General features: G+C 67.1%; 18 protein-coding genes and 2 riboswitches. Of the genes, 7 read left to right on the forward strand and 11 right to left on the reverse strand.

Annotated features, from left to right (window positions below):
- The first annotated feature begins 352 nt into the window (after nt 1–352).
- A complete protein-coding gene (locus tag AC07M7_RS07210) occupies nt 353–2,530 on the forward strand; it encodes a primosomal protein N' (protein WP_495207130.1) in 2,178 nt (725 codons plus the stop codon).
- 88 nt (nt 2,531–2,618) lie between these two features.
- On the opposite strand, the gene AC07M7_RS07215 is transcribed toward AC07M7_RS07210, so the two are convergent.
- Nucleotides 2,619–3,239: a glutathione S-transferase family protein gene (locus AC07M7_RS07215; protein ID WP_046984253.1), complete on the reverse strand. Its 621-nt coding sequence runs from the start codon at nt 3,237–3,239 to the stop codon at nt 2,619–2,621.
- 79 nt (nt 3,240–3,318) lie between these two features.
- Between AC07M7_RS07215 and AC07M7_RS07220 the strand changes: the two genes are divergently transcribed.
- Nucleotides 3,319–3,510: a hypothetical protein gene (locus AC07M7_RS07220; RefSeq protein WP_046984252.1), complete on the forward strand. Its 192-nt coding sequence runs from the start codon at nt 3,319–3,321 to the stop codon at nt 3,508–3,510.
- Between the two features lie 34 nt (nt 3,511–3,544).
- Here the strand turns inward: AC07M7_RS07220 and AC07M7_RS07225 are convergent, their stop codons facing one another.
- Nucleotides 3,545–4,324, reverse strand: coding sequence for an NYN domain-containing protein (locus AC07M7_RS07225; RefSeq protein ID WP_046984251.1), 780 nt, complete (start codon nt 4,322–4,324; stop codon nt 3,545–3,547).
- 122 nt (nt 4,325–4,446) lie between these two features.
- On the opposite strand from AC07M7_RS07225, the gene AC07M7_RS07230 reads away from it, so the two are divergent.
- Nucleotides 4,447–5,727, forward strand: coding sequence for an NAD(P)/FAD-dependent oxidoreductase (locus AC07M7_RS07230; RefSeq protein WP_428709730.1), 1,281 nt, complete (start codon nt 4,447–4,449; stop codon nt 5,725–5,727).
- Between the two features lie 41 nt (nt 5,728–5,768).
- On the opposite strand, the gene AC07M7_RS07235 is transcribed toward AC07M7_RS07230, so the two are convergent.
- Entirely contained in the window at nt 5,769–6,200 is a 432-nt protein-coding gene (locus AC07M7_RS07235; protein WP_495207028.1) for a nuclear transport factor 2 family protein, read from the reverse strand.
- 72 nt (nt 6,201–6,272) lie between these two features.
- On the reverse strand, nt 6,273–6,530 hold the full coding sequence (locus AC07M7_RS07240) for a GIY-YIG nuclease family protein (RefSeq protein ID WP_295380731.1): 258 nt from the start codon (nt 6,528–6,530) through the stop codon (nt 6,273–6,275).
- 40 nt (nt 6,531–6,570) lie between these two features.
- Nucleotides 6,571–6,660, forward strand: a riboswitch (glycine riboswitch).
- Nucleotides 6,661–6,673: 13 nt separating this feature from the next.
- Nucleotides 6,674–6,779: riboswitch (glycine riboswitch) on the forward strand.
- An 82-nt stretch (nt 6,780–6,861) separates the two neighbouring features.
- Here AC07M7_RS07240 and AC07M7_RS07245 point away from each other — a divergent pair.
- The 4 genes from AC07M7_RS07245 to AC07M7_RS07260 all read left to right on the forward strand — a co-directional run bounded on the left by AC07M7_RS07245 (nt 6,862) and on the right by AC07M7_RS07260 (nt 15,162).
- Nucleotides 6,862–7,479 carry a trimeric intracellular cation channel family protein gene (locus tag AC07M7_RS07245; protein WP_005411215.1) on the forward strand — a complete coding sequence of 206 codons (618 nt, stop codon included), beginning with the start codon at nt 6,862–6,864 and terminating at the stop codon, nt 7,477–7,479.
- A 284-nt stretch (nt 7,480–7,763) separates the two neighbouring features.
- Nucleotides 7,764–8,930: an MdtA/MuxA family multidrug efflux RND transporter periplasmic adaptor subunit gene (locus AC07M7_RS07250; RefSeq protein WP_253077945.1), complete on the forward strand. Its 1,167-nt coding sequence runs from the start codon at nt 7,764–7,766 to the stop codon at nt 8,928–8,930.
- Nucleotides 8,927–12,061 carry a multidrug efflux RND transporter permease subunit gene (locus tag AC07M7_RS07255; RefSeq protein WP_495207029.1) on the forward strand — a complete coding sequence of 1,045 codons (3,135 nt, stop codon included), beginning with the start codon at nt 8,927–8,929 and terminating at the stop codon, nt 12,059–12,061. The genes AC07M7_RS07250 and AC07M7_RS07255 overlap by 4 nt, the downstream gene beginning before the upstream one ends.
- The gene (locus tag AC07M7_RS07260) at nt 12,058–15,162 is read left to right on the forward strand and encodes an efflux RND transporter permease subunit (protein WP_495207030.1); all 3,105 of its coding nucleotides are present in this window, start codon (nt 12,058–12,060) and stop codon (nt 15,160–15,162) included. Before AC07M7_RS07255 ends, AC07M7_RS07260 begins: the two co-directional genes overlap by 4 nt.
- A 51-nt stretch (nt 15,163–15,213) precedes the next feature.
- Here AC07M7_RS07260 and AC07M7_RS07265 read toward each other — a convergent pair whose 3' ends face one another.
- The 7 genes from AC07M7_RS07265 to AC07M7_RS07295 all read right to left on the reverse strand — a co-directional run bounded on the left by AC07M7_RS07265 (nt 15,214) and on the right by AC07M7_RS07295 (nt 20,697).
- Nucleotides 15,214–16,287 carry a 3-deoxy-7-phosphoheptulonate synthase gene (locus AC07M7_RS07265; protein ID WP_046984245.1) on the reverse strand — a complete coding sequence of 358 codons (1,074 nt, stop codon included), beginning with the start codon at nt 16,285–16,287 and terminating at the stop codon, nt 15,214–15,216.
- Nucleotides 16,288–16,582: 295 nt separating this feature from the next.
- Nucleotides 16,583–16,840 carry a hypothetical protein gene (locus AC07M7_RS07270; protein WP_046984244.1) on the reverse strand — a complete coding sequence of 86 codons (258 nt, stop codon included), beginning with the start codon at nt 16,838–16,840 and terminating at the stop codon, nt 16,583–16,585.
- Between the two features lie 112 nt (nt 16,841–16,952).
- Complete coding sequence (locus tag AC07M7_RS07275; RefSeq protein WP_046984243.1) at nt 16,953–17,291, reverse strand: DUF6616 family protein; 339 nt, start codon at nt 17,289–17,291, stop codon at nt 16,953–16,955.
- A 51-nt stretch (nt 17,292–17,342) separates the two neighbouring features.
- Nucleotides 17,343–18,089, reverse strand: coding sequence for a DNA alkylation repair protein (locus tag AC07M7_RS07280; RefSeq protein WP_495207031.1), 747 nt, complete (start codon nt 18,087–18,089; stop codon nt 17,343–17,345).
- Nucleotides 18,086–18,586, reverse strand: a complete 501-nt coding sequence (locus tag AC07M7_RS07285) for a MarR family winged helix-turn-helix transcriptional regulator (RefSeq protein ID WP_495207131.1) — start codon at nt 18,584–18,586, stop codon at nt 18,086–18,088. Before AC07M7_RS07285 ends, AC07M7_RS07280 begins: the two co-directional genes overlap by 4 nt.
- Nucleotides 18,587–18,658: 72 nt before the next feature.
- Nucleotides 18,659–19,957 (reverse strand): sensor histidine kinase, encoded by a 1,299-nt coding sequence (locus AC07M7_RS07290; RefSeq protein WP_136638560.1) that lies wholly within the window; start codon nt 19,955–19,957, stop codon nt 18,659–18,661.
- A gap of 32 nt (nt 19,958–19,989) precedes the next feature.
- Nucleotides 19,990–20,697, reverse strand: coding sequence for a response regulator (locus AC07M7_RS07295; RefSeq protein ID WP_046984240.1), 708 nt, complete (start codon nt 20,695–20,697; stop codon nt 19,990–19,992).
- Between the last annotated feature and the right edge of the window lie 48 nt (nt 20,698–20,745).

Consider the following 20,745-nt stretch of genomic DNA (forward strand, 5'->3'; position numbering starts at 1 on the left):
CGCCCGCAGGTACTTCGTGCTGCAGGTTGTGCACAGCACCACGGCCCTCGCACGGGAAACTGCGGCATCCAGCTGAATTCACTCTGTTTCAGCAATGTTTCACACTTAAGTCATTGATTTTGATTGTTTTTAAAGTATGGCGATTTTTTGACCAACCCAAGCGTGAGGCCGTCGCCATCGGCCTCCCGCGCGCCCGCCGACCGTTAACGCACAGTCTTATCCACAGAACATGTGGATAAGACTGAATCTCCAATGGACACCGATATTTAGGTGACATTTATGATTCAACGGGCGTCGCCCGGGCGCCTTCGCGCCTGCCATCCGCGTGCGCATGGCCCGTTACACTGGCCCGATGCTTTCACCGATTCCGACCCTGCAGGTCGCCCTGCCCGTCCCCCTGCCCCGCCTGTTCGACTACCTGTCGCCGGAGGGTGAGGCTCCCGCGGTGGCGGTTGGCTGCCGCCTGAAGGTGCCATTCGGCAACCGCGAGCTGGTCGGCGTGGTGGCCGGCCACGGCCAGACCGACGATGGCCAGGGCCTGCGCCAGGCGCTGGCGTGGTGCGACCCGCAGCCGCTGCTGCAGGGCGAGCTGTGGCAGAGCCTGCAGTGGCTGTCGCGCTATACCCATGCGCCGCTGGGCGAGGTGCTTAGCACCGCCCTGCCTGGCCCGCTGCGCCACGGTGAAGCCCTGCCCGACACCCATCACTGGGGCTGGCAGCTGACCGCCGAAGGACGCCTGCAGCGCGGGAAGCTGCGCGCTGGCAGCCGCCCCCGGCAACTGGCCGAGCTGCTGGCCGAGGCCACAGTGGACGAAGACGTGCTGGGTGAACGCATGCAGGACTGGCGCACCGCTGCGCGCAGCCTGGCCAAGCGTGAGCTGGCCGAGCGCGTCGCCCTGAGTGTGGCCCCGCAACACGCGCAACCGCTGCCCGGCCCCACCCTCAATCCGGACCAGGCCGAGGCCGTGGCCGCGATCAACGCCACCGAGGGTTTCCAGCCGTTCCTGCTGGATGGCGTGACCGGCAGCGGCAAGACCGAGGTGTACCTGCAGGCGATCATCCATTGCCTGGCACAGGGCAAGCAGGCGCTGGTGCTGGTGCCGGAAATCGGCCTGACTCCGCAGACCCTGGCACGCTTTCGCGGCCGTCTCGGCATCGCCGTGCACGAGCTGCATTCGGGCTTGAACGACAACGAGCGCGCACGCGTCTGGGCGGCCGCCTCTCGCGGTGAAGCTCGGGTCATCGTCGGCACCCGCTCGGCAGTGTTCACGCCGCTGCCGCAGGCCGGTCTGCTGATCGTCGACGAGGAACACGACGGCAGCTACAAGCAGCAGGACGGCATCCGCTACCACGCGCGCGATTTCGCCCTGGTGCGGGCCAAGGCATTGGGCATCCCGGTGCTGCTGGGCAGCGCCACGCCGTCGCTGGAAACCCTGCACAACGCCTATGCCGGGCGCTACACCCACCTGCGCCTGAAGCAGCGTGCCGGCGACGCACGGCCACCGCGCGTGCGCATCCTGGATGTACGCAAACGGCCGCTGCATGACGGTTTGTCGGCCGACGTACTGGCCGGCATCGGCGAGCATCTCAAGCGCGGCCAGCAGGTGCTGGTATTCAAGAACCGCCGCGGTTACGCGCCGGTGCTGCTGTGCCATGACTGCGGCTGGACCGCGCCCTGCAACCGCTGCGATGCTCCGATGACCGTGCATGGTGGCGGTCGTCGCCTGCAATGCCACCACTGCGGTGCGCGGCAACCGGCACCGCTGGCCTGCCCGGCCTGCGGCAGCCTGGCGCTGCAGCCGCAGGGTATCGGCACCGAACGCCTGGAAGAGCACCTCACTGCGGCCTTCGCCGAATTCCCGGTGGTGCGCATCGACCGCGGCACCACGTCGCGACGCGACGCGCTGGAACAGCAGCTGGCGAAACTGGGGGATCAGCCCGGCATCCTGGTCGGCACGCAGATCCTGGCCAAGGGCCACGACCTGCCCAAGCTGACTCTGGTGGTGGTGGTGGGCATCGACGAAGGGCTGTTCTCGGCCGACTTCCGTGCCAGTGAAAAACTGGCACAGCAGCTGATCCAGGTCGCTGGCCGCGCCGGCCGCGCACGCGATCCCGGCGAAGTCTGGCTGCAGACCCACCATCCCGGGCATCCGTTGCTGGAAACGCTGGTGAGCGGCGGCTACCACCCGTTCGCGCAGGCCGAGTTGAACCAGCGCGAGGCGGCTGGATTCCCACCGTTCGCGCACCTGGCGTTGATGCGCGCCGAAGCCCAGCAGGTGGAGCACGCCAATGCCTTCCTGCTGGCCGCGCGGCAGTTGCTGGGAGAACAGAACGTGGTCGAGGCCTATGGGCCGATGCCGGCGCCGATGCCGCGCCGCGCCGGCTACCAGCGCACCCAGCTGCTGCTGTCTGCGCTGCAGCGGCCGCCGTTGCACGGTGTGCTTTCGCACTTGGTGCCGCAGTTGTACGCGCTGCCGGAAGCACGCAAGGTGCGCTGGTCGCTGGATGTGGACCCGACGGATCTGTATTGAGGGCACGCGGACGGTAGCGCCGGGCCATGCCCGGCGGATTCTGCGCGCACCGCGTCCGCCGGGCATGGCCCGGCGCTACCGTTTCCGCTTACGTCAGCGGCGACATCACGCCGCGCTGGTACGCCGGGCGTTCGCGCAGGCGCGCGTACCAGTCGGCCAGGTGCGGCAGTTCCGGGCGCTGGATCGGCAGTTCGAACCACGCGTAGATCAGCGAGCCGAGTGGGATGTCACCCATCGCGAACGTCTCGCCCGACAGCCACGGCTGCCTGGCCAGCGTGGCGTCGGCCATCGCCAGGTAGTCACCGGCACGCACGATGGCGGCGTTGATCCGTGCTTCGTCGCGGTCCGCCGGGGCGGTGCGCATGATGCCCCAGATCAGGTCGGTGTACAGCGGCGCCATCCGCGAAGTGCTCCAGTCCATCCACTTCTCGGCCTGGGCGCGTTCCATCGGGTCCTCGGCGTACAGCGTGCCCAGCGCGTAACGCGCGCTCAGGTAGCGCACGATGGCGTTCGATTCCCACAGCGGCAGGCCGTGGTCCTCGATCACCGGCACCAGGCTGTTGGGATTCATCGCCTGGTATTCCGGCGTCTGCGTGCCGCCGTGGCTGCCACCGACTTCGATGGACTCATACGGCAGGCCGATCTCCTCGGCGCACCACAGCACCTTGCGGACGTTGCTGGAATTGCGACGGCCCCAGATCTTCAACATTTCGGATTTCCTTGCCAGCAGCGGTGCGCCACGGTGGCGCGGAAACGCTACGATACGCCGATCCACAGGGAGAGACGACGTGACGGGATGGGATGCTCTGAACTATGTTCTGCTGGCTGCAGGGCTGGTGATGCTGGTGCTGGGCTACCGCCGTTCCAGCCGCAACCAGTTGCTGTGCGCCGGGCTGTTGCTGCTGGCCTTCAACGGCGTCGAGGATTTCGCCGCAGGGTTCGCCGAGGGCTATTCGAATTCCGATGCGCGTGAGATCTGACCGGCGGTATTGATTCGCCGGGCAAGGCCCGGCGCTACCGGTTCTTCTTCGGCAGCGCGCGCACGTAGGAGGACTTGCCGTCCTTTTTCAGCTCGAACAGGCCAATCGCGGCCAGCAGGTCGCTGAGCTTGCCGTAACCGTAGTTGCGCGGGTCGAACGAGGCCTGGTTGCCGATCTGGCTGCCGACCGGGCCCAGGTGCGACCAGCCATCCTCGCCCTCGGCCGAGGACACCGCGCGTCGCAGCATCTTCACCAGACGCGTATCGCTGCGCATTTCCGCGCCGCTCTTGCGCGGACGCGCATCGTCGTTGGCCACCGGCTCGTTCGGTGCCTGTTCGTTCGATGACTGTTCCGCATCCTGCACGCTGGCATGAGTCTGCCCCAACGCCTCCAGATAGGTGAACTTCGAGCAGGCGTTGACGAACGGCTCCGGCGTCTTCTTTTCGCCGAAGCCATAGACCTTCACACCATCGGTCAGCAGGCGCATCACCATCGGGGTGAAATCGGCATCGCTGGACACGATGGCGAAGCCATCCAGATTGCGCGCGTACAGCAGGTCCATGGCATCGATCACCATCGCCATGTCCGAAGCATTCTTGCCCTTGCTGTAGGCGAACTGCTGGATCGGACGGATCGCGTACTCGTGCAGCACCGCCTCCCATCCCTTCAACCGTGGGCTCTTCCAGTTGCCATAGGCACGGCGAACGTTGGCCACGCCGTAGCGGGCGACTTCGGCCAGGACCTCGTCGATTTTCGATGCCGGCGCATTGTCGGCGTCGATCAACAGGGCGATGCGCTTTTCCGGTTCGCTCATGGATTCCTCGCGGGCGGTTGCCTGAACCCGAGTATCGCCGATCCGCGCGGGCGCTGACGTGACAACCGCCTGCCGTGCGAAGATGCCAAGCGCTTCCCCCATGCCCCCACTGGAGTGAGTCGATGAGTCGCGAGCGCGTTCCCCACCTGGTTGTTGTCGGCGGCGGTTTTGCCGGTCTCTGGGCCACCCGTGCCTTGGCCCGCGAGCGCATACGCATCACCCTGGTCGACCGCCGCAACCACCATCTGTTCCAGCCGCTGCTGTACCAGGTGGCCACCGCCGGCCTGTCCGCGCCGGATATCGCCGCACCGCTGCGCCACATCCTCGGCCACCAGCGCAATGTGGAAGTCCGTCTCGGCGAAGTGGTCACCATCGACAAGCAGGCCCGACAGATCCGCATGGCCGATGGCAGCACGCTGGACTACGACACCCTGCTGCTGGCCACGGGCGCCACCCACGCCTACTTCGGCAACGACCAGTGGGCCGATGATGCCCCCGGCCTGAAGACCCTGGACGATGCCATCGCGCTGCGCCGCAAGCTGTTGCTGGCGTTCGAACGTGCCGAGGCCGAACCGGACCCGGCGAAGAAGGCGGCGTGGCTGAGCTTCGCCGTAGTCGGCGGTGGCCCCACCGGTGTTGAATTGGCCGGCACCCTGGCAGAAATCGCGCGGCATACGCTGCGCAACGAGTTCCGCCATATCGATCCGGCCAGCGCCAAGGTGCGGCTGGTCGAAGCTGGCCCACGCGTGTTGTCTTCGTTCCCGGAAGTGCTTTCGCTGAAGGCGCGCCGGCAGCTGGAAAAACTGGGCGTGGAAGTGTTGACCGGTACCCCGGTGAGCGACATCGACAGCCAGGGCTTCAAGCTCGGTGATCAGTTCGTGCCGGCGCGCACCGTGGTCTGGGCCGCCGGCGTGGCCGCCTCACCGCTGGCGCGCACGTTGGACGTGCCGCTGGACCGCGCCGGACGCGTACAGGTGCAACCCGACCTGACACTGCCTGGCCATCCGGAACTGTTCGTGGCCGGCGATCTGGCCGCACTGAACCAGGCCAACGGCAAGCCGGTACCCGGCGTTGCGCCCGCCGCCAAGCAGATGGGCAAGTACGTGGCCGAGGTGCTCCGCGCGCGCCTGCACGACAAGCCGGCGCCCGGTCCCTTCAAGTACGCCGACTTCGGCAACCTCGCCACCATCGGCCGCATGGCCGCGATCGTGCACCTGGGCCGGCTGCAGCTGTCCGGCGTGCTTGCCTGGTGGTTCTGGCTGGCCGCGCACGTCTTCTTCCTGATCGGTTTCCGCAACCGCATCGTGGTGCTGCTGAACTGGGCCGTGGCGTACTGGAGCTACCAGCGCAGCGCGCGCATCATCTTCGGTGATGACCAGGAAGACCGGCGGCCGAGGCGCTAGGGCCGCACGCATGTTCCTGTAGAGCCGAGCCCATGCTCGGCTCACGGCGCCTTCGGCTTCGGGTACCACAGCGCGTTGACGATCACCCAGCGCTGGTCGAAGCGCCCCATGTGGAAGTAGTCGACGAACCACGGCGTTTCCAGCCGCACCGAGGCCGCGTTGCCGGTCACGTCCAGCACGGTGCAGCGGCGGTCCCATTGATCCTTCGTGGTCTTCAGCGCGCCCTGCTTCGTCAGCGAGACCAGTTCTTCCTTCGACATCCGGCGCAGGCCCAGGCGTTCGTCCGGTGTATCACCGAGCACCGCACGTTTGGCCAGGTCCGGGTGCAGGGAACGGGCGACACGCTGCGGGTCGGCCTCCAGCTGGCCATCCACATAGTCATGGCAGGTGGCTTCGATGGCTGCGATCGTGGCGGCGTCGGCGGCAGGGCTTGCTGCTGCGGAAAGTGCGAACAACAGGGCAACGGTGGACATCCGGGTCTCCAGCGCTGAAGGCTGGGCGATCATGGCATGGCCTGATGCGCCCCATCCACGCATGGCGTGGATCTACTGCAACAGCCAGGCCAGTTTGCGTTCGCGCGGCTGCCGCTTGAGCTCCCATTCGGCACGTGAGGCCGCTGCTCGGTCCGGGTACTCGCGCACCGCCAGGACCCGCAGTGGTGGCCGCGACCGGGTGTAACGCGCGCCCTTTCCGGCCTGGTGGGCAGCGAAACGCGCGTCCACGTCGGTGCTGATGCCGGCGTAGTAGCTGCCATCGCGGCATTCGAGCAGGTACAGGAACCACGGGCGGAGGGACGGTGCCATGCCCGGATTATGCCGTGCTGCACTGCAGCGGATATACTGGCGCCCGAATGCAGGAGAGAGGCGCCGCGCTGGCGCCCGCCGAAGGCGCAGGCTCCCATGATCGCTCAGGCCGGTGGGCTGGAATCCCACCAACCATGCATTCGACTCGCCGAGCTGGAGAGAGGTCACCGGGCACGCCCGGGACGATCCGCCGAAGGGGCACGCGGCCCATGCCGCTGAACTCTCAGGTAAAAGGACAGCGGGAGCGGCACCGGTCATCGTCATCCCGTCATTGCGCAGGCAATGGCGATAGTGGCGCATGGCCGGCCCCACCGCGCCCGGAGCCTGTACCATGCTGTTGTCCATCATCTACCTGATCGCCATTTCCGCCGAAGCCATGACCGGCGCGCTGTCCGCCGGCCGCCGCCGCATGGACCTGTTCGGTGTGGTCATGATCGCCTGCGTCACCGCCCTCGGCGGCGGATCACTGCGCGATATCCTGCTCGGCCACTATCCGCTGGGCTGGGTGAAGCATCCCGAGTACCTGGGCTTCACCGTGTGTGCGGCGCTGATCGCCACCTGGGTCGCACGCTGGATGCACCACTTCCGCCGCACCTTCCTGGTGCTCGATGGCCTGGGCCTGATCGCCTTCACCCTGATCGGCTGCTCGATCGCACGTGAGGCCGGCCATGCCATGCCGATCGTGCTGATTGCCGGCATGCTGACAGGCGCCTTCGGCGGCGTGCTGCGCGACATCCTCTGCAACGAGGTACCGCTGATCTTCCAGAAAGAGCTGTACGCGATCATCGCGCTGCTGACCGGCGCGGCCTACCTGTTGCTGCTGCACTGGGGCGTGGCCGACGCTACCGCGATCCTGTGCTGCCTGGGCGGCGGCTTCGCGCTGCGCCTGCTGGCGATCCACTACCGCTGGGAAATGCCGAAGTTCGTCTATCACGACGAAGTGCATTGATTGCTTGACGGTAGTGCCGGCCGCTGGCCGGAAACACGGCACACGCCCGCAGATTCCAGCCGGTTGCCGGCCAGCGGCCGGCACTACCGATTGCGTTGCATGACGATGGTCATGCGGCATTGGCCAGGGTGATTGGCTACCATTGTCGCCCCGTCGCTGCCGCGACGGCATCCAGCCACGCCGCGCCCGCGGCCCCGCCAGACACTCCCTCCCCGCTGCCCGTGGTGCCGTGAACGCACCGACGGGCCCGCATGTCCCTGCGCGCGCAGGGCGCAGGATGCCCCATGTCTGTCGCCGAAAACTCCCGCTTCCGTCGTGCCCGCCCGTTGCTGATCGTGCTGGGCGTTGCCCTTGCCGGCGGCCTGCTGTGGGGGTTCTGGCCACGCACGGAGGCCGGTGCCGGCGACGATGCACCCGGCAAGACGGTACCCGTGCGCATCGCCCGCGCCAGCGCCGAGCCGCTGGTGCTGCGCCTGAAGGCGGTCGGTACGGTCACGCCGCTGCACAGCGTGGTGGTACGCAGCCGCGTGGATGGCGAACTGCTGCGACTGCATTTCCAGGAAGGCCAGCAGGTGAAGGCCGGCGATCTGCTGGCGCAGATCGACCCGCGCCCGTATGAAGTGAAGCTGGCGCAGGCCAAGGGCACCCAGCAACAGAACCTGGCCGAGCTGGAGAACGCCGAGCGCCAGCTGCAGCGCTACCGCGAACTGCAGAAGCAGAACTACGTGTCCGGGCAGGAACTGAGCGACCAGCAGAGCAAGGTGCGCCAGCTGCAGGGCCGCCGCCTCAGCGATCAGGCGTCTGTTGACGAGGCACGCCTGCAGCTGCAGTACACCCGCATCACCGCACCGGTCAGTGGCCGCGTCGGGCTGCGCCGGTTGGACGTGGGCAACCTGGTACGCGCCAGCGATGCCGAAGGCCTGGTGACGCTGGCACAGACCGCACCGATCAGCGTTCTGTTCACCGTGCCCGAACCCGAGCTGCCGGCGCTGCTCGATGCCGTGCAGGTGCAACCGGCGCTGGCAGTGGAAACCTGGGACCGCGAAGAAGGCCGGCAGCTTGCCAGTGGCGCGCTGTCCAGTGTCGACAACCGCATCGATACCGCCACTGGCACGCTGAAACTGCGTGCGCACTTCGACAACCACGATCTGGCGCTGTTCCCCAACCAGTTCGTCAACGTCCGCCTGCAACTGGGCGAGCAGCGCGCGCTGCTGATTCCCGATGCCGCCGTGCAGTTCGGCAGCCAGGGCAACTACGTGCATATCGTCGACAAGGACAACAAGGCACAGCGCCGCAACGTGGTGCTCGGTCCGGCCGACGATGGACGCGTGGCCGTGCGCTCCGGACTGGTGGCCGGCGACCAGGTGGTGATCGAAGGCATCGACGGGCTGGAAGACGGCACGGCGGTGGAGATCATCACCGAGGAGGCCGCGATCAAGGCCGGCGCATGAATCTCTCGCGCCCGTTCATCCTGCGCCCGGTCGCAACGACTCTCCTGATGGTGGCGTTGCTGCTGTCCGGTGTACTGGCCTACCGCCTGCTGCCGGTGGCCGCACTGCCGCAGGTCGACTATCCGATCATCCAGATCACAACGCTGTATCCGGGGGCCAGCCCGGAACTGACCACACGCACCATCACCGCGCCGCTGGAACGCCAGCTCGGGCAGATTCCCGGTCTGAAACAACTGTCGTCGACCAGTTCCGGCGGCGCCTCGGTCATTACCCTGCAGTTCGGGCTGGAGGTGTCGCTGGGCGTGGCCGAGCAGGACGTGCAGGCCGCCATCAACGCGGCAGGCAGCTTCCTTCCCGGAGACCTGCCGGTACCGCCGGTGTACCGCAAGGTCAACCCGGCCGACACACCGATCCTGACATTGGCGGTGACCTCGCAGGGACTGTCGCTGCCGCAGGCGCACGATCTGGTCGATACGCGCATTGCCCAGCGTCTGGCGCAGCTGCCCGGCGTCGGGCTGGTCAGCCTGGCCGGCGGCCAGCGCCCTGCGGTGCGCATCCAGGTCAATCCAGCGGCACTGGCCGCCAACGGCCTGGGCATGGACCACATCCGTACCGCGATTGCTGCGGCCAACGTCAACCTGCCCAAGGGCAGCTTCGATGGCCCGATCCGAGCGGTGATGCTCGACGCCAACGATCAGATGCGCAGCGTGGCCGAATACCGCGCGCTGGTACTGGCCTGGCGTGACGGCGCGCCACTACGGCTGGGCGATGTGGCCACCATCAGCGATGGCGCTGAGAACCGGCAGCTGGCCGCCTGGAGCGGCACTACGCCGGCAGTTCTGGTGAACATCCAGCGCCAGCCCGGTGCCAACGTGATCGCCGTGGTCGAGCAGGTGCGAGCATTGCTGCCGCAGCTGCAGGCCACGCTGCCGGCCGGCGTGCAGATGGACGTGCTGAGTGACCGCACCGAATCGATCCGCGCGTCGGTGCGCGGCGTGCAGAAGGAACTGGTGCTGGCCATCGCGCTGGTGGTGCTGGTCACCTGGGTGTTCCTGCGCAATCTGCCGGCCACACTGATTCCCAGCGTTGCAGTGCCGCTGTCGCTGGTCGGCACCTTCTCGGTGATGCTGCTGGCCGGCTATTCGCTCAACAACCTCACGCTGATGGCACTGACCATCGCCACCGGCTTCGTGGTGGACGACGCCATCGTGATGCTGGAGAACATCGCCCGCCATCTGGAGGACGGCGAAAGCCCCCGCGAGGCGGCGCTCAAGGGTGCAGCGGAAATCGGCTTCACTCTGGTCTCCTTGACGGTCTCGCTGATCGCGGTACTGATCCCGCTGCTGTTCATGGCCGACCTGGTGGGCGCGCTGTTCCATGAGTTCGCGGTGACGCTGGCGGTAGCCATCGGCATCTCGCTGCTGGTCTCGCTGACGCTGACGCCGATGCTGTGCGCGCGCTTCCTGAAGCCGCATGCGAAGGGGTCAGAGCCCCACGGGGATCTGACCCCGGTCCAGGGGTCGGATCCAGCCAGGGCTCCGACCCCAAAACAAGATGTCTTCGACCGCGTCATCACCCTTTACGACCGCCAGCTGCGCTGGGTGCTGCAGCGCCAGCCGCTGATGCTGCTGGCCACGGTGGCGACGCTGGCACTGACCGTAGCGCTGTACTTCGCCGTGCCCAAGGGTTTCTTCCCGGTGCAGGATGCCGGCCTGGTGCAAGGCATCAGCGAGGCACCACAGGCTATCTCGTTCCAGGCCATGCGCGAGCGCCAGCAGGCGCTGGCGGCGGCCATCGAAGCCGACGAGGCAGTGGCCAGCGTCTCGTCCTACATCGGCGTGGACGGCAACAACGCCACGCTCAACACCGGCCGCCTGCTGATCGAACTGAAACCGCATGGCGACCGCGACGGTGCCGCCGTCGTGATGGAACGGCTGCAGCAGCGCGTGGCGAAGATTCCCGGCATCACCCTGTACCTGCAACCGGTGCAGGAACTGGGCATCGAAGACCGCATCAGCCGCAACCAGTACCAGTTCACCCTGACCACGCCGGATCTGGAAGCGCTGGAAAGCTGGACACCGAAGCTTCTGCAGGCCTTGCGCCAGTCGCCGGCGCTGCGTGATGTGGCCAGCGATCTGCAGATGCAGGGGCGGCAGGCGCGCGTGGCGATCGACCGCGATGCGGCGGCGCGCCTGGGCGTAAGCGTGGAAGCGGTAGCCGATGCCCTGTACGACGCCTATGGGCAGCGCCAGATTTCAACCATCTTCACCCAGGCCAGCCAATACCGGGTGGTGCTGGAAGCCGATCCGTCGCGCCAGCCGGGACCGGAAGCCATCACCGGCCTGCGCGTGCGCAACAGCGCCGGGCAGACCGTGCCGCTGGGTTCGGTAGCGCGTGTAGAGGTGGGTCCGTCCGCGCTGCTGCGTAATCACGTGGGCCAGTTCCCGGCGGCTACGCTTTCGTTCAATCTTGCCCCGGGCGCTTCGCTGGGCGAAGCGGTGGATGCCGTGCTCGCCGCGCGCGCGCAGGTGAATCTGCCGCAGAGCATCGAACTTCGCCTGCAGGGCGCGGCGGCCGCCTTCAGCAGCTCGCTATCGTCCACGTTGTGGCTGATCCTGGCGGCCGTGGTAGTGATGTACATAGTGCTGGGCGTGCTCTACGAGAGCTTCATCCATCCCATCACCATCCTGTCCACCCTGCCCTCGGCCACCGTGGGTGCATTGGCCGCACTGTGGCTGAGCGGACGCAGCCTGGATCTGATCGCGGTGATCGGCATCGTGCTGCTGATCGGGCTGGTGAAGAAGAACGCGATCATGATGATCGACTTCGCGCTGGACGCGCAGCGCACACGCAGCATGTCACCACGCGAGGCGATCCATCAGGCCGCGCTGCTGCGCTTCCGGCCGATCCTGATGACCACGCTGGCCGCACTGTTCGGCGCGGTACCGCTGATGCTGGCCAGCGGTTCCGGCGCCGAGCTGCGGCAGCCACTGGGCTGGGTGATGGTGGGCGGACTGCTGGTCAGCCAGGTATTGACGCTGTTCACCACGCCGGTGATCTACCTGGCCTTCGACCGCCTGCAGCGTGGCCGTGCAGCGGCCCCGACGGGCGCTGACGAGGCACGCGCGTGACCCCCATCGCGCGCCTGGCCCAGGCCTGCGTGCAGCGCCCGGTAGCAACGATCCTGCTGGCGGTGGCACTGGTGCTGGCCGGCCTGCTGGCGCTGCGGCTGTTGCCGGTGGCGCCGCTGCCACAGGTGGACTACCCAGCCATTGAAGTCAGTGCCAGCCTGCCCGGCGCCTCGCCCGAATCGATGGCCGCCACCGTGGCCACGCCGTTGGAGCGTGCGCTGGGCAGCCTGCCCGGCATCTCGCGCATCGATTCGGCCAGCACCCAGGGCCAGACCCAGATCGAACTGAAGTTCGTGCTCGGCCGTGATATCGATGAGGCCGCACGTGAAGTGCAGGCCGCGATCAACCTCGCTCGCGGCCAGCTGCCCAGTGGCATGCCGGGCATGCCGCAGTACCGCAAGGTGAATCCTTCGCAGGCACCAATTCTGGCACTGGCACTGACTTCGGACACGCGCTCGCCAGGCCAGCTGTATGACCTGGCCTCCACCGTGCTGGCGCAGAAGCTGTCGCAGGTACCAGGCGTGGGCGAAGTGCAGGTGGGCGGCAGTGCCTTGCCGGCAGTGCGTGTGTCGCTGGATCCGAACGCACTGAACCACGCCGGGCTGGCGCTGGAAGACGTAGCCCAGGTCATCGCCCGCGCCAATGCGGTGCGCCCGTTGGGTGCGGTGGGGGATGCGCACCAGCAGTGGCAGCTGGAAGCGCCACTGCAGCTGCGCCAGGCCGCGCAGTATCGCGAGTTGGCTCTTAAGGTAAGCGACGACCGCACGCTGCGGCTGGGCGATGTAGCCGCCGTTGCCGATGGCGTGGAGGACCGCTATGCCAGCGGCTTCCACAACGAACGCCCGGCCGTGCTGCTGATCGTCAGCCGCCAACCCGGCGCCAACATCATCGCTACCGTCGATGCCATCCAGGCGCAGCTGCCCCAGCTGCATGCACTGCTGCCCTCCGGCGTGGACATGCGGCTGGTGATGGACCGCTCACCGGTAATCCGCGCCACCCTGCATGAGGCAGAGGTCACCCTGGTGCTGGCGATCGTATTGGTGGTGCTGGTGGTGCTGGCCTTCCTCGGCCACTGGCGTGCTGCACTGGTGCCCAGCGTGGCGATCCCGGTGGTGCTGTTCGGTACGCTGGCGCTGATCGCGCTGATGGGCTTCTCGCTCAACACGCTCTCGCTGATGGCGTTGATTGTCGCGGCGGTGCTGGTGGTGGACGATGCCATCGTGGTGCTGGAGAACATCGCCCGCCATCGCGAACTCGGCGCGGACCGCTGGCAGGCGGCGGTGCGTGGCGCATCGGAAGTCGGTGCCACGCTGCTGTCGATGAACGTTGCACTGGCCGTGGTGTTCGTCGCCATCCTGTTCCTGGATGACTTCGTCGAACGCCTGTTCCGCGAATTCTCGCTGACTCTGGTGGCGGCAATGACGGTCTCCGTGCTGGTCGCGCTGAGCCTGGTTCCGATGCTGTGTGCACGATTGTTCGTGGATGCCGCGCAGCAACCCTCGCGTTGGCAGCGCGGCAGCAATGCACTGTTCGAGCGCGTGCGCGGCGCTTACCTGCGCACGCTGCAGGCCAGCCTGCGCCGGCTGCGCTGGCCGTTGCTGGCCTTCGTTGCAGTCATCGCGCTCAACACGTGGCTGTTCCAGCAGGTGCCCAAGGGCATCGTGCCCAAGCAGGACACCGCGCAGCTGCGCGGCTTCGCCCGTGGCGATGACGGCCTGTCCTTTCAGGCCATGCAACCGAAGATCGATGCGTACAGGAAGCTGTTGCTGTCCGACCCGGCCATCGAGGACATCATCGGCTACATCGGTGGCAGCAACGGGGTCAACAACGCCTTCATCATGATCAAGATGAAGCCTCTGGCCGAGCGAAAGGTCTCCAGCCAAGAGGTGATTGACCGCCTGCGCGCGCGGCTGCCCAAGCTGCCCGGCGGCAATCTCTATCTGTGGGTGGACCAGGACATTCGCCTGGAGGGCGCAGGCAGCAGTGGCAAGTACGAGTTCCAGCTGCTGTCGGCCGATACAGCACCGCTGCGCGAATGGGCGCCGAAGGTGGCTGCCGCGCTGCGTGGCCTGCCCGAACTGGTGGACGTGGAAGCACAGGGCGAAGCAGGCATGCGCCAGGTGATGCTGGACATCGACCGCGAAGCAGCCGCGCGCCACGGCGTGGACCTGCGCACGGTGGCCAACATGCTCAACAACTCCTTCAGCCAGCGCCAGGTCGCCACGCTGTACGACAGCCTCAACCAGTACCGCGTGGTGATGGAGCTGGACCCGAAGCACACCCAGGACCCGGGCACGCTGTCACGCCTGCAGGTGATCGATGGCAACGGCCAGCGCATTCCGCTGTCGAGCATCGCCAGCTGGCGCTATGGCATGGCACCGGACCGGGTGTACCACAGTGAGCAGTTCGCCTCGATCTGGATCGAGTTCGCGCTGGCACCGGGGGTGGGCCTGGAACAGGCCACGCAGGCAATCGATGGTGCGATGTCGAAACTGATGCTGCCACGTTCGGTACAGGGCAGGCTGTCCGGTGAGGCCGGCGGCCTGGAGCAGCTGCGTTCGCGCCAGCTGTGGCTGGTGCTCGGCGCCACGCTGGCGGTCTACCTGGTGCTGGGCATCCTCTACGAGAGTTTCATGCAGCCGCTGGTGATCCTGTCCACCTTGCCCTCGGCCGGCATCGGCGCACTGCTGGCGCTGTGGCTGTTTGGCAACGAACTGAACCTGATCGCGCTGCTCGGTCTGTTCCTGCTGGTCGGTGTGGTGATGAAGAACACCATCCTGCTGGTGGACTTCGCGCTGGCCGGCGAGCGGCGTGGCCTGACTGCACGGGACGCGGTGATGGAAGCAGCGCGATTGCGCCTGCGGCCGATCCTGATGACCTCGCTGGCGGCGCTGCTGGGCACGCTGCCACTGATGCTGGCCAACGGCGAAGGCTGGGAACTCCGGCAACCGCTGGGAATCGCCATTGTGGGCGGGTTGCTGGTCAGCCAGTGGCTGACGCTGTACACCACCCCGGCGATGTACCTGGCGCTGTCGCTCATGCGCAGCGCCAGGCGCATCGCCGGTGCAGATGGGCCGGTCTCCAACTCCGACCGGCCCTGATCGCGGCCGCACCCCCGCAGGCGCTGGCCGCCATCCACACACGTGCCGCACTCAGGCGGCTTCGGACACCTTTACGTCGCGACGGGCGCGCACGGCCGCAGCCAGTCGCTCCAGCACCGTCACGGTGGTGTCCCAGTCGATGCAGCCATCGGTGATGCTCTGCCCGTAGACCAGCGGCTGGCCTTCCACCAGCTCCTGGCGACCACCGACCAGATGGCTCTCGATCATCACGCCAACGATGCGCTGTTCACCGTCTTCCAGCTGAACGGCGATGTCGTCGATCACCTTCGGCTGGTTCTCCGGGTTCTTCAGGCTGTTGGCGTGGCTGGCATCGATCATCAAACGCGTCGGCAGCTTGGACTTGGCCAGCACCTGGCAGGCCTCGGCAACGCTGCCCGCGTCGTAGTTCGGCTGCTTGCCACCGCGCAGGATCACATGGCAATCCGGGTTGCCGGTGGTCGACACGATGGCCGTGCCGCCCTGCTTGGTGACCGACAGGAAGTGATGCGGATTGGATGCCGCACCCACTGCGTCAGCGGCGATCTTCACGTTGCCATCGGTGCCGTTCTTGAAGCCGACCGGGCACGACAGCCCCGAAGCCAGCTCGCGGTGTACCTGGCTCTCGGTGGTACGCGCACCGATCGCGCCCCATGCCACCAGGTCGGCGATGTACTGCGGCGAGATCACGTCGAGGAACTCGACACCGGCAGGCAGGCCGAGCTTGTTGATGTCGCGCAGCAGGCCGCGGGCGATGCGCAGGCCCTTGTCGATCTTGAAGCTGCCGTCCAGGTCCGGGTCGTTGATCAGGCCCTTCCAGCCCACCGTGGTGCGCGGCTTCTCGAAGTACACGCGCATGACGATTTCCAGTTCGCCGGCCAGTGCGTCGCGCAGCGGCTTCAGGCGCTGGGCGTACTCAATGGCAGCGTTCGGGTCGTGGATCGAGCACGGGCCCACCACCACCGCCAAGCGGTCGTCACGGCCGTGCAGGATCTGGTGCAGGGCCGCGCGCGAGGCGCTGACGGTGTCGGAAGCTTCATCGTCACAGGGCAGCATCGCCAGCAGCTGGGCAGGCGGTGTCAGCGGTTCGATGGTGCGGATACGCAGGTCGTCGGTGTGCGGGGGCATTGCGGGAGATCTCCGGAACGTTGGGGGTCCCCAGCGTGGCGGCATGAAAAAAGCCGCCAGGTTCGCTGGCGGCTTTCGGGAATGCGTCTGAAGCTTTCTTCAGGGTGAGCGCAGTCCTTCCTCCGCCAGTGGCTTCGGAAAGTAATACCAGTAAAAGCTGGTGGGGGCTGCGTTCATGGGTTGTATTGATAGCACAGCTTTTGCGCAGTGCAAAATGTTTCATCCGCAACTGGGAACGCGGTTCAGCGATGGGCCCGTCTGGGACGACTACGCGGCGGCACGCATGCGAAGTCGCTCATCTGCCATGCACTTCCACGTCCAGCAGCAGGCCTTCATGGATGTCCGCCCAGCGCTCCAGCACGCGGTCCAGCTCCTGCCTGGCTTCGTCCAGCTGCTCGGGGTTGAGCAGGGAGCGCGCGGTGTAAAGATCGGAGACCAGCTGCCGCAGGGTCGCTTCCGGAATGGCCACCGACGGCCCTTCCTGCCCCGGCACCTGCAGCGCCGGGCTGGCACCAAGAGGGCCGAACAACGTGACCTGGAGCTTGCTCTGCATGATCAACTTCCCTGCGGACGGACATGGGCAATGCACTGTTTACCGTGTCTCGGTGACAGGCGCATGTGCCATCCATGCCGTGGGCTGGGCCATGCGAGCGCTCTTCGCGTCGTTACAGCGCAGCCAGATCAGCCAAGTGCTGGGCCATGCCGTCCACCGCGCCTACCGCATGGGTGGTGGTGAAGTAGTCGTGCCAGCCGGTGGCGGCGATGCCCGCCACCAGCGCGTCGGCCTCCTCGCGGCTGGCGCAGCGCCAGACCGCGTAGAACTGCTCACCACTGCCGCGCGGTACGCCCGTGGCAATGCGGCCCATCGCCAGCGGCATGATGCGGGCCGGATCGAACTGCTGCATACCGGCGCCGATGAGGGCGAAGAAGGCCGCGCGTTGTTCGGGAGGCAGCGTGGTCCAGGCGGGGGTGGCGCTGTAGAGCTCGATGAGCGTGTGCGGCATGGTGGTCTTCCCTGAGGTGGTCGATTGGCGTCCGCCGGGCATGGCCCGGCGCTACCGGGATTGCAGCGAGCGCAGTGCGCGCTTGCGGATGTAGGCATTGGCAGCGCTGTCGCGTTCGCGCTGCCAGCGTGTGCAGAGATCAAGCAGCCACTGCGGCTGCGTCCTGCCAGCATCGTTGAGCCAGTTGCCAACCGAATCCTGCACATAGCGCTCGGGATCGTCGGCGAGTGCTTCCAGCACCGGCAACGCAAGTTCCGGACGCTGCTTGAACAGCGCGATATGCGTGGCCCAGACGCCGCGCGGGCGCAGCGCCTCGCAGGCGAAGCGACGCAGGTACGGCGATGCGTCATGCGTCCACGGCTGCAGGTACTCAAGCGCCTGCATCGGCGCAGCAACGATGTCGGCACGCAATGCCAGCCACGCCCATTCGCGCACGCCGAAGTGCGGGTCATCGGCCAGCGGTCGCATCGCCTGCAGCTTCGTTGCCAGCGGTGTAGAGGCATCGCTGCCGATCAGATAGCAGGCCCAGCCGCGCACGGTGTCAGAGCTGTGAGCCTGCCAGCGCGCAGGTGTGCCCTGCCCCGCCCCGCGCAGCAGCTGTGCGGCCAAACCCATGCGTCGGGTGATGCCCTTTCCCGCAGCGTCGCGCACGCGTTGCAGCAGGTCCGGTCCAAGTGCGGGGGCTACCACCTGCAGCAGCGCAGCGAAGTCCACTGCAAGGCACTCGGCCAGATGGGTCGTCGCGACGCTGCCACGGTTGAGCGCACGCAGGCGCTCTGCGGCGATGGCACCGCTCATGCCGCAGCCTCACGCCCGGCGTCGGTGTGCTGCCAGACCTTGTGCAGCAGCTGCGAAAGCTGCTGCTGTTCGCCAGCTTCGAGCCCATTGAACAGGCCACCGATCCACTGCGTGTGCTGGTCGAACAATGACTCGGCCAGACGCGCGCCCTTTGCGGTCAGCACGATCTGCAGGCGGCGGCCATCCTCGGCATCGCTGCGACGCTGCAGCAGGCCTTCGCGCTGCAGGCCATCAAGCAGGCCGCTGATGGTGGCGCGGGTGACGCCTGCGCGCTCGGCAAGTTCATGCGGCGGCAGCGTGCCACCTGCACCGTGCAGCAGGAACAGCACGATGAAGCGCCCCTCGCTGAGACCCTGTGGCGCCAGACGTGTGGCGCAGTCGCGATCGATCGACGATGACAGCGACAGCAGCTGGAAGCAAAGGCGCAGCTGCGCGACGTTGGCATGGCCTCGTCGCTGTGCCTCGTCCAGCAGGGCATGGTGCTTGGCTTCGAGCATCATCGATACCCACATGATTAGACGCCTAATCATAAACCAGGAAGATGACGTCCAGTCAATCGACATGCGATGTCAGGAGGCCGATCCCAGCACCAGGCGTGCGATCAATCCCCCTCCGTCACGTTGCAGCAGCTGCAGTTCACCCGCATGCCGCCGTGCCACGTTGGCCGCGACGGCCAGACCGAGGCCGGTCCCACCGGTGGCACGACTGCGCGAGCTTTCGCTGCGCTGGAAGGGTTGCAGCAGGCGCACGCGATCGGCCTCGGCGATGCCCGGTCCGCGATCCATCACGTCCAGCTGCACGCGATTGCCTGCCATGGCAACCCGCAGGTGCACGGCACCGGCATAACGAGCGGCGTTGTCGATGAGGTTGTCGATGGCCCGCCGCAGCAGGAGCGCATCCCCCTGCCACGGCAGCACGTCCGGTCCCTCTGCTGAAATATCGACACCGCGCAGCAAGGCGCTCTGCACGCATTCCTCCAGCAACGCGGCCACGTCCAGTGCTCGCAACTCCAGCGGTTGCAGCTCCCCGCGTGCGTAATCGAGCACCTGCTCGATCATCGTGTCCATGCGCTCGATGTCGGCCACCATCCGCGCTGCCTGTGGCGGCGGTGCAAACTCCGCACGCAGGCGCAGGCCGGTCAGCGGCGTGCGCAGGTCGTGCGCCACGGCCGCCAGCATGCGGGTCATGTCCTGCGCCTGGTCGCGCAGGCGCTCACGACCGCTGCTGATCGCTGCGGCCAGCACCTGCACCTCGCGTGGGCCATCGTCCGGCAGCGGCGTCCCGTCCTGCAGATCAACCCGCGCGCTGGCTTCGGCCAAGCGGCGCAGGGGCCGCCCGATGCGGAGCGACGCCCAGGCCGCCAGCGGCGCCAGCAGCAGCGTGCCGGCCAACAGTGCAAGCAGAACCTGACCGCGCCAGGCCGCCAGATCACTGTGATCGCTGCCGACCACCTGCCAGCGATCATCGGCCCGGCGCACACCCAGCTCGAACGGCGGCCACTGCATGGCGGTCAGCAGGGCCGCCTGTGACGTCAGCACTCCGGCACGCCCTGAAGCATCCAGCACCGTACCGCCCTCGATGACCTGCACATCGGGGGCCTTGCCCTGCCCGGCCCAAACCAGGCGCACGTGATCCACCGGTACACCCAGCTGCAAGGCGGCCAGCTCGGTCAGCCAGTCGCTGCTGCGGCCTTCCGGTGCCGAACTGACGACCGATAGATGCAGCCCCAGCGGCGCCGCCGCACGTTCCCCCCGCAGCACCTGCAGAGCCTGATCCAGGCGCATCGGCGGCGGCGCCGGTCGTGGCATCCAGCCCACCACCGCCACGCTGACCAGGGTGGCCAGCAGCAGGCTGGTGAGAGCCAGCATCGCGATCCAGCGCGCAGTGGACCAACGGGCACTCACAGCACCTGGACCTCGGCATTGAAGCGATAGCCTTCGCCGCGCAATGTCTGTACCAGGGCTTCAGCGCCGGGCGCGGCCTGCCCCAGCTTCCGACGCAGGCGGCTGATTGCCAGGTCGATGGCACGATCCACGCTGTCGCTCGGCTCGCCGCGGCTCAGCTGCAGCAGCTGCTCGCGCGCCAGCACCCGCCCGGGACGTTCGGCCAGCACCAGCAGCAGAGAGAACTCACCGCGGCTCAGTACCAGCTCCGCTCCATCCGGCGCGATCAGGCGGCGTTGTTCGGGCAGCAGCCGCCAGCCGGCGAAGCGCAGCTCACTCGCCACCTGGGTGCGCAGCTTGTCCTGCCGGCGCAGCAGCGCACGCACCCTTGCCAGCAGCTCACGCGGGTCGAACGGCTTGGCCAGGTAATCATCCGCGCCCATTTCCAGACCGATCACCCGGTCCGGGGCACTGCCCATCGCCGACAGCATCAGGATCGGGATGGCCCGTGCCTGCAGCCGGCGGCAGACCGACAGGCCATCCTCGCCGGGCATCATCCAGTCGAGGATGATCACATCCGGTCGTTCGGCCTGCAGCAGCATATCCAACGCCATAGCACCGGCCGCCACGCGCACCTGGTAGCCATGCAGCAGCAGGCAGTCGGCGATGGCATCTCGGATGCTGGCGTCGTCATCGACGACGATGACCCGGGCGGGAGCGTTCATGTGCTCAGTATCAGCCAGCTGTGTATCAGGACGGTATCAACGCCGATA

This window comes from Stenotrophomonas sp. GW821-FHT09E08 (assembly GCF_059416125.1).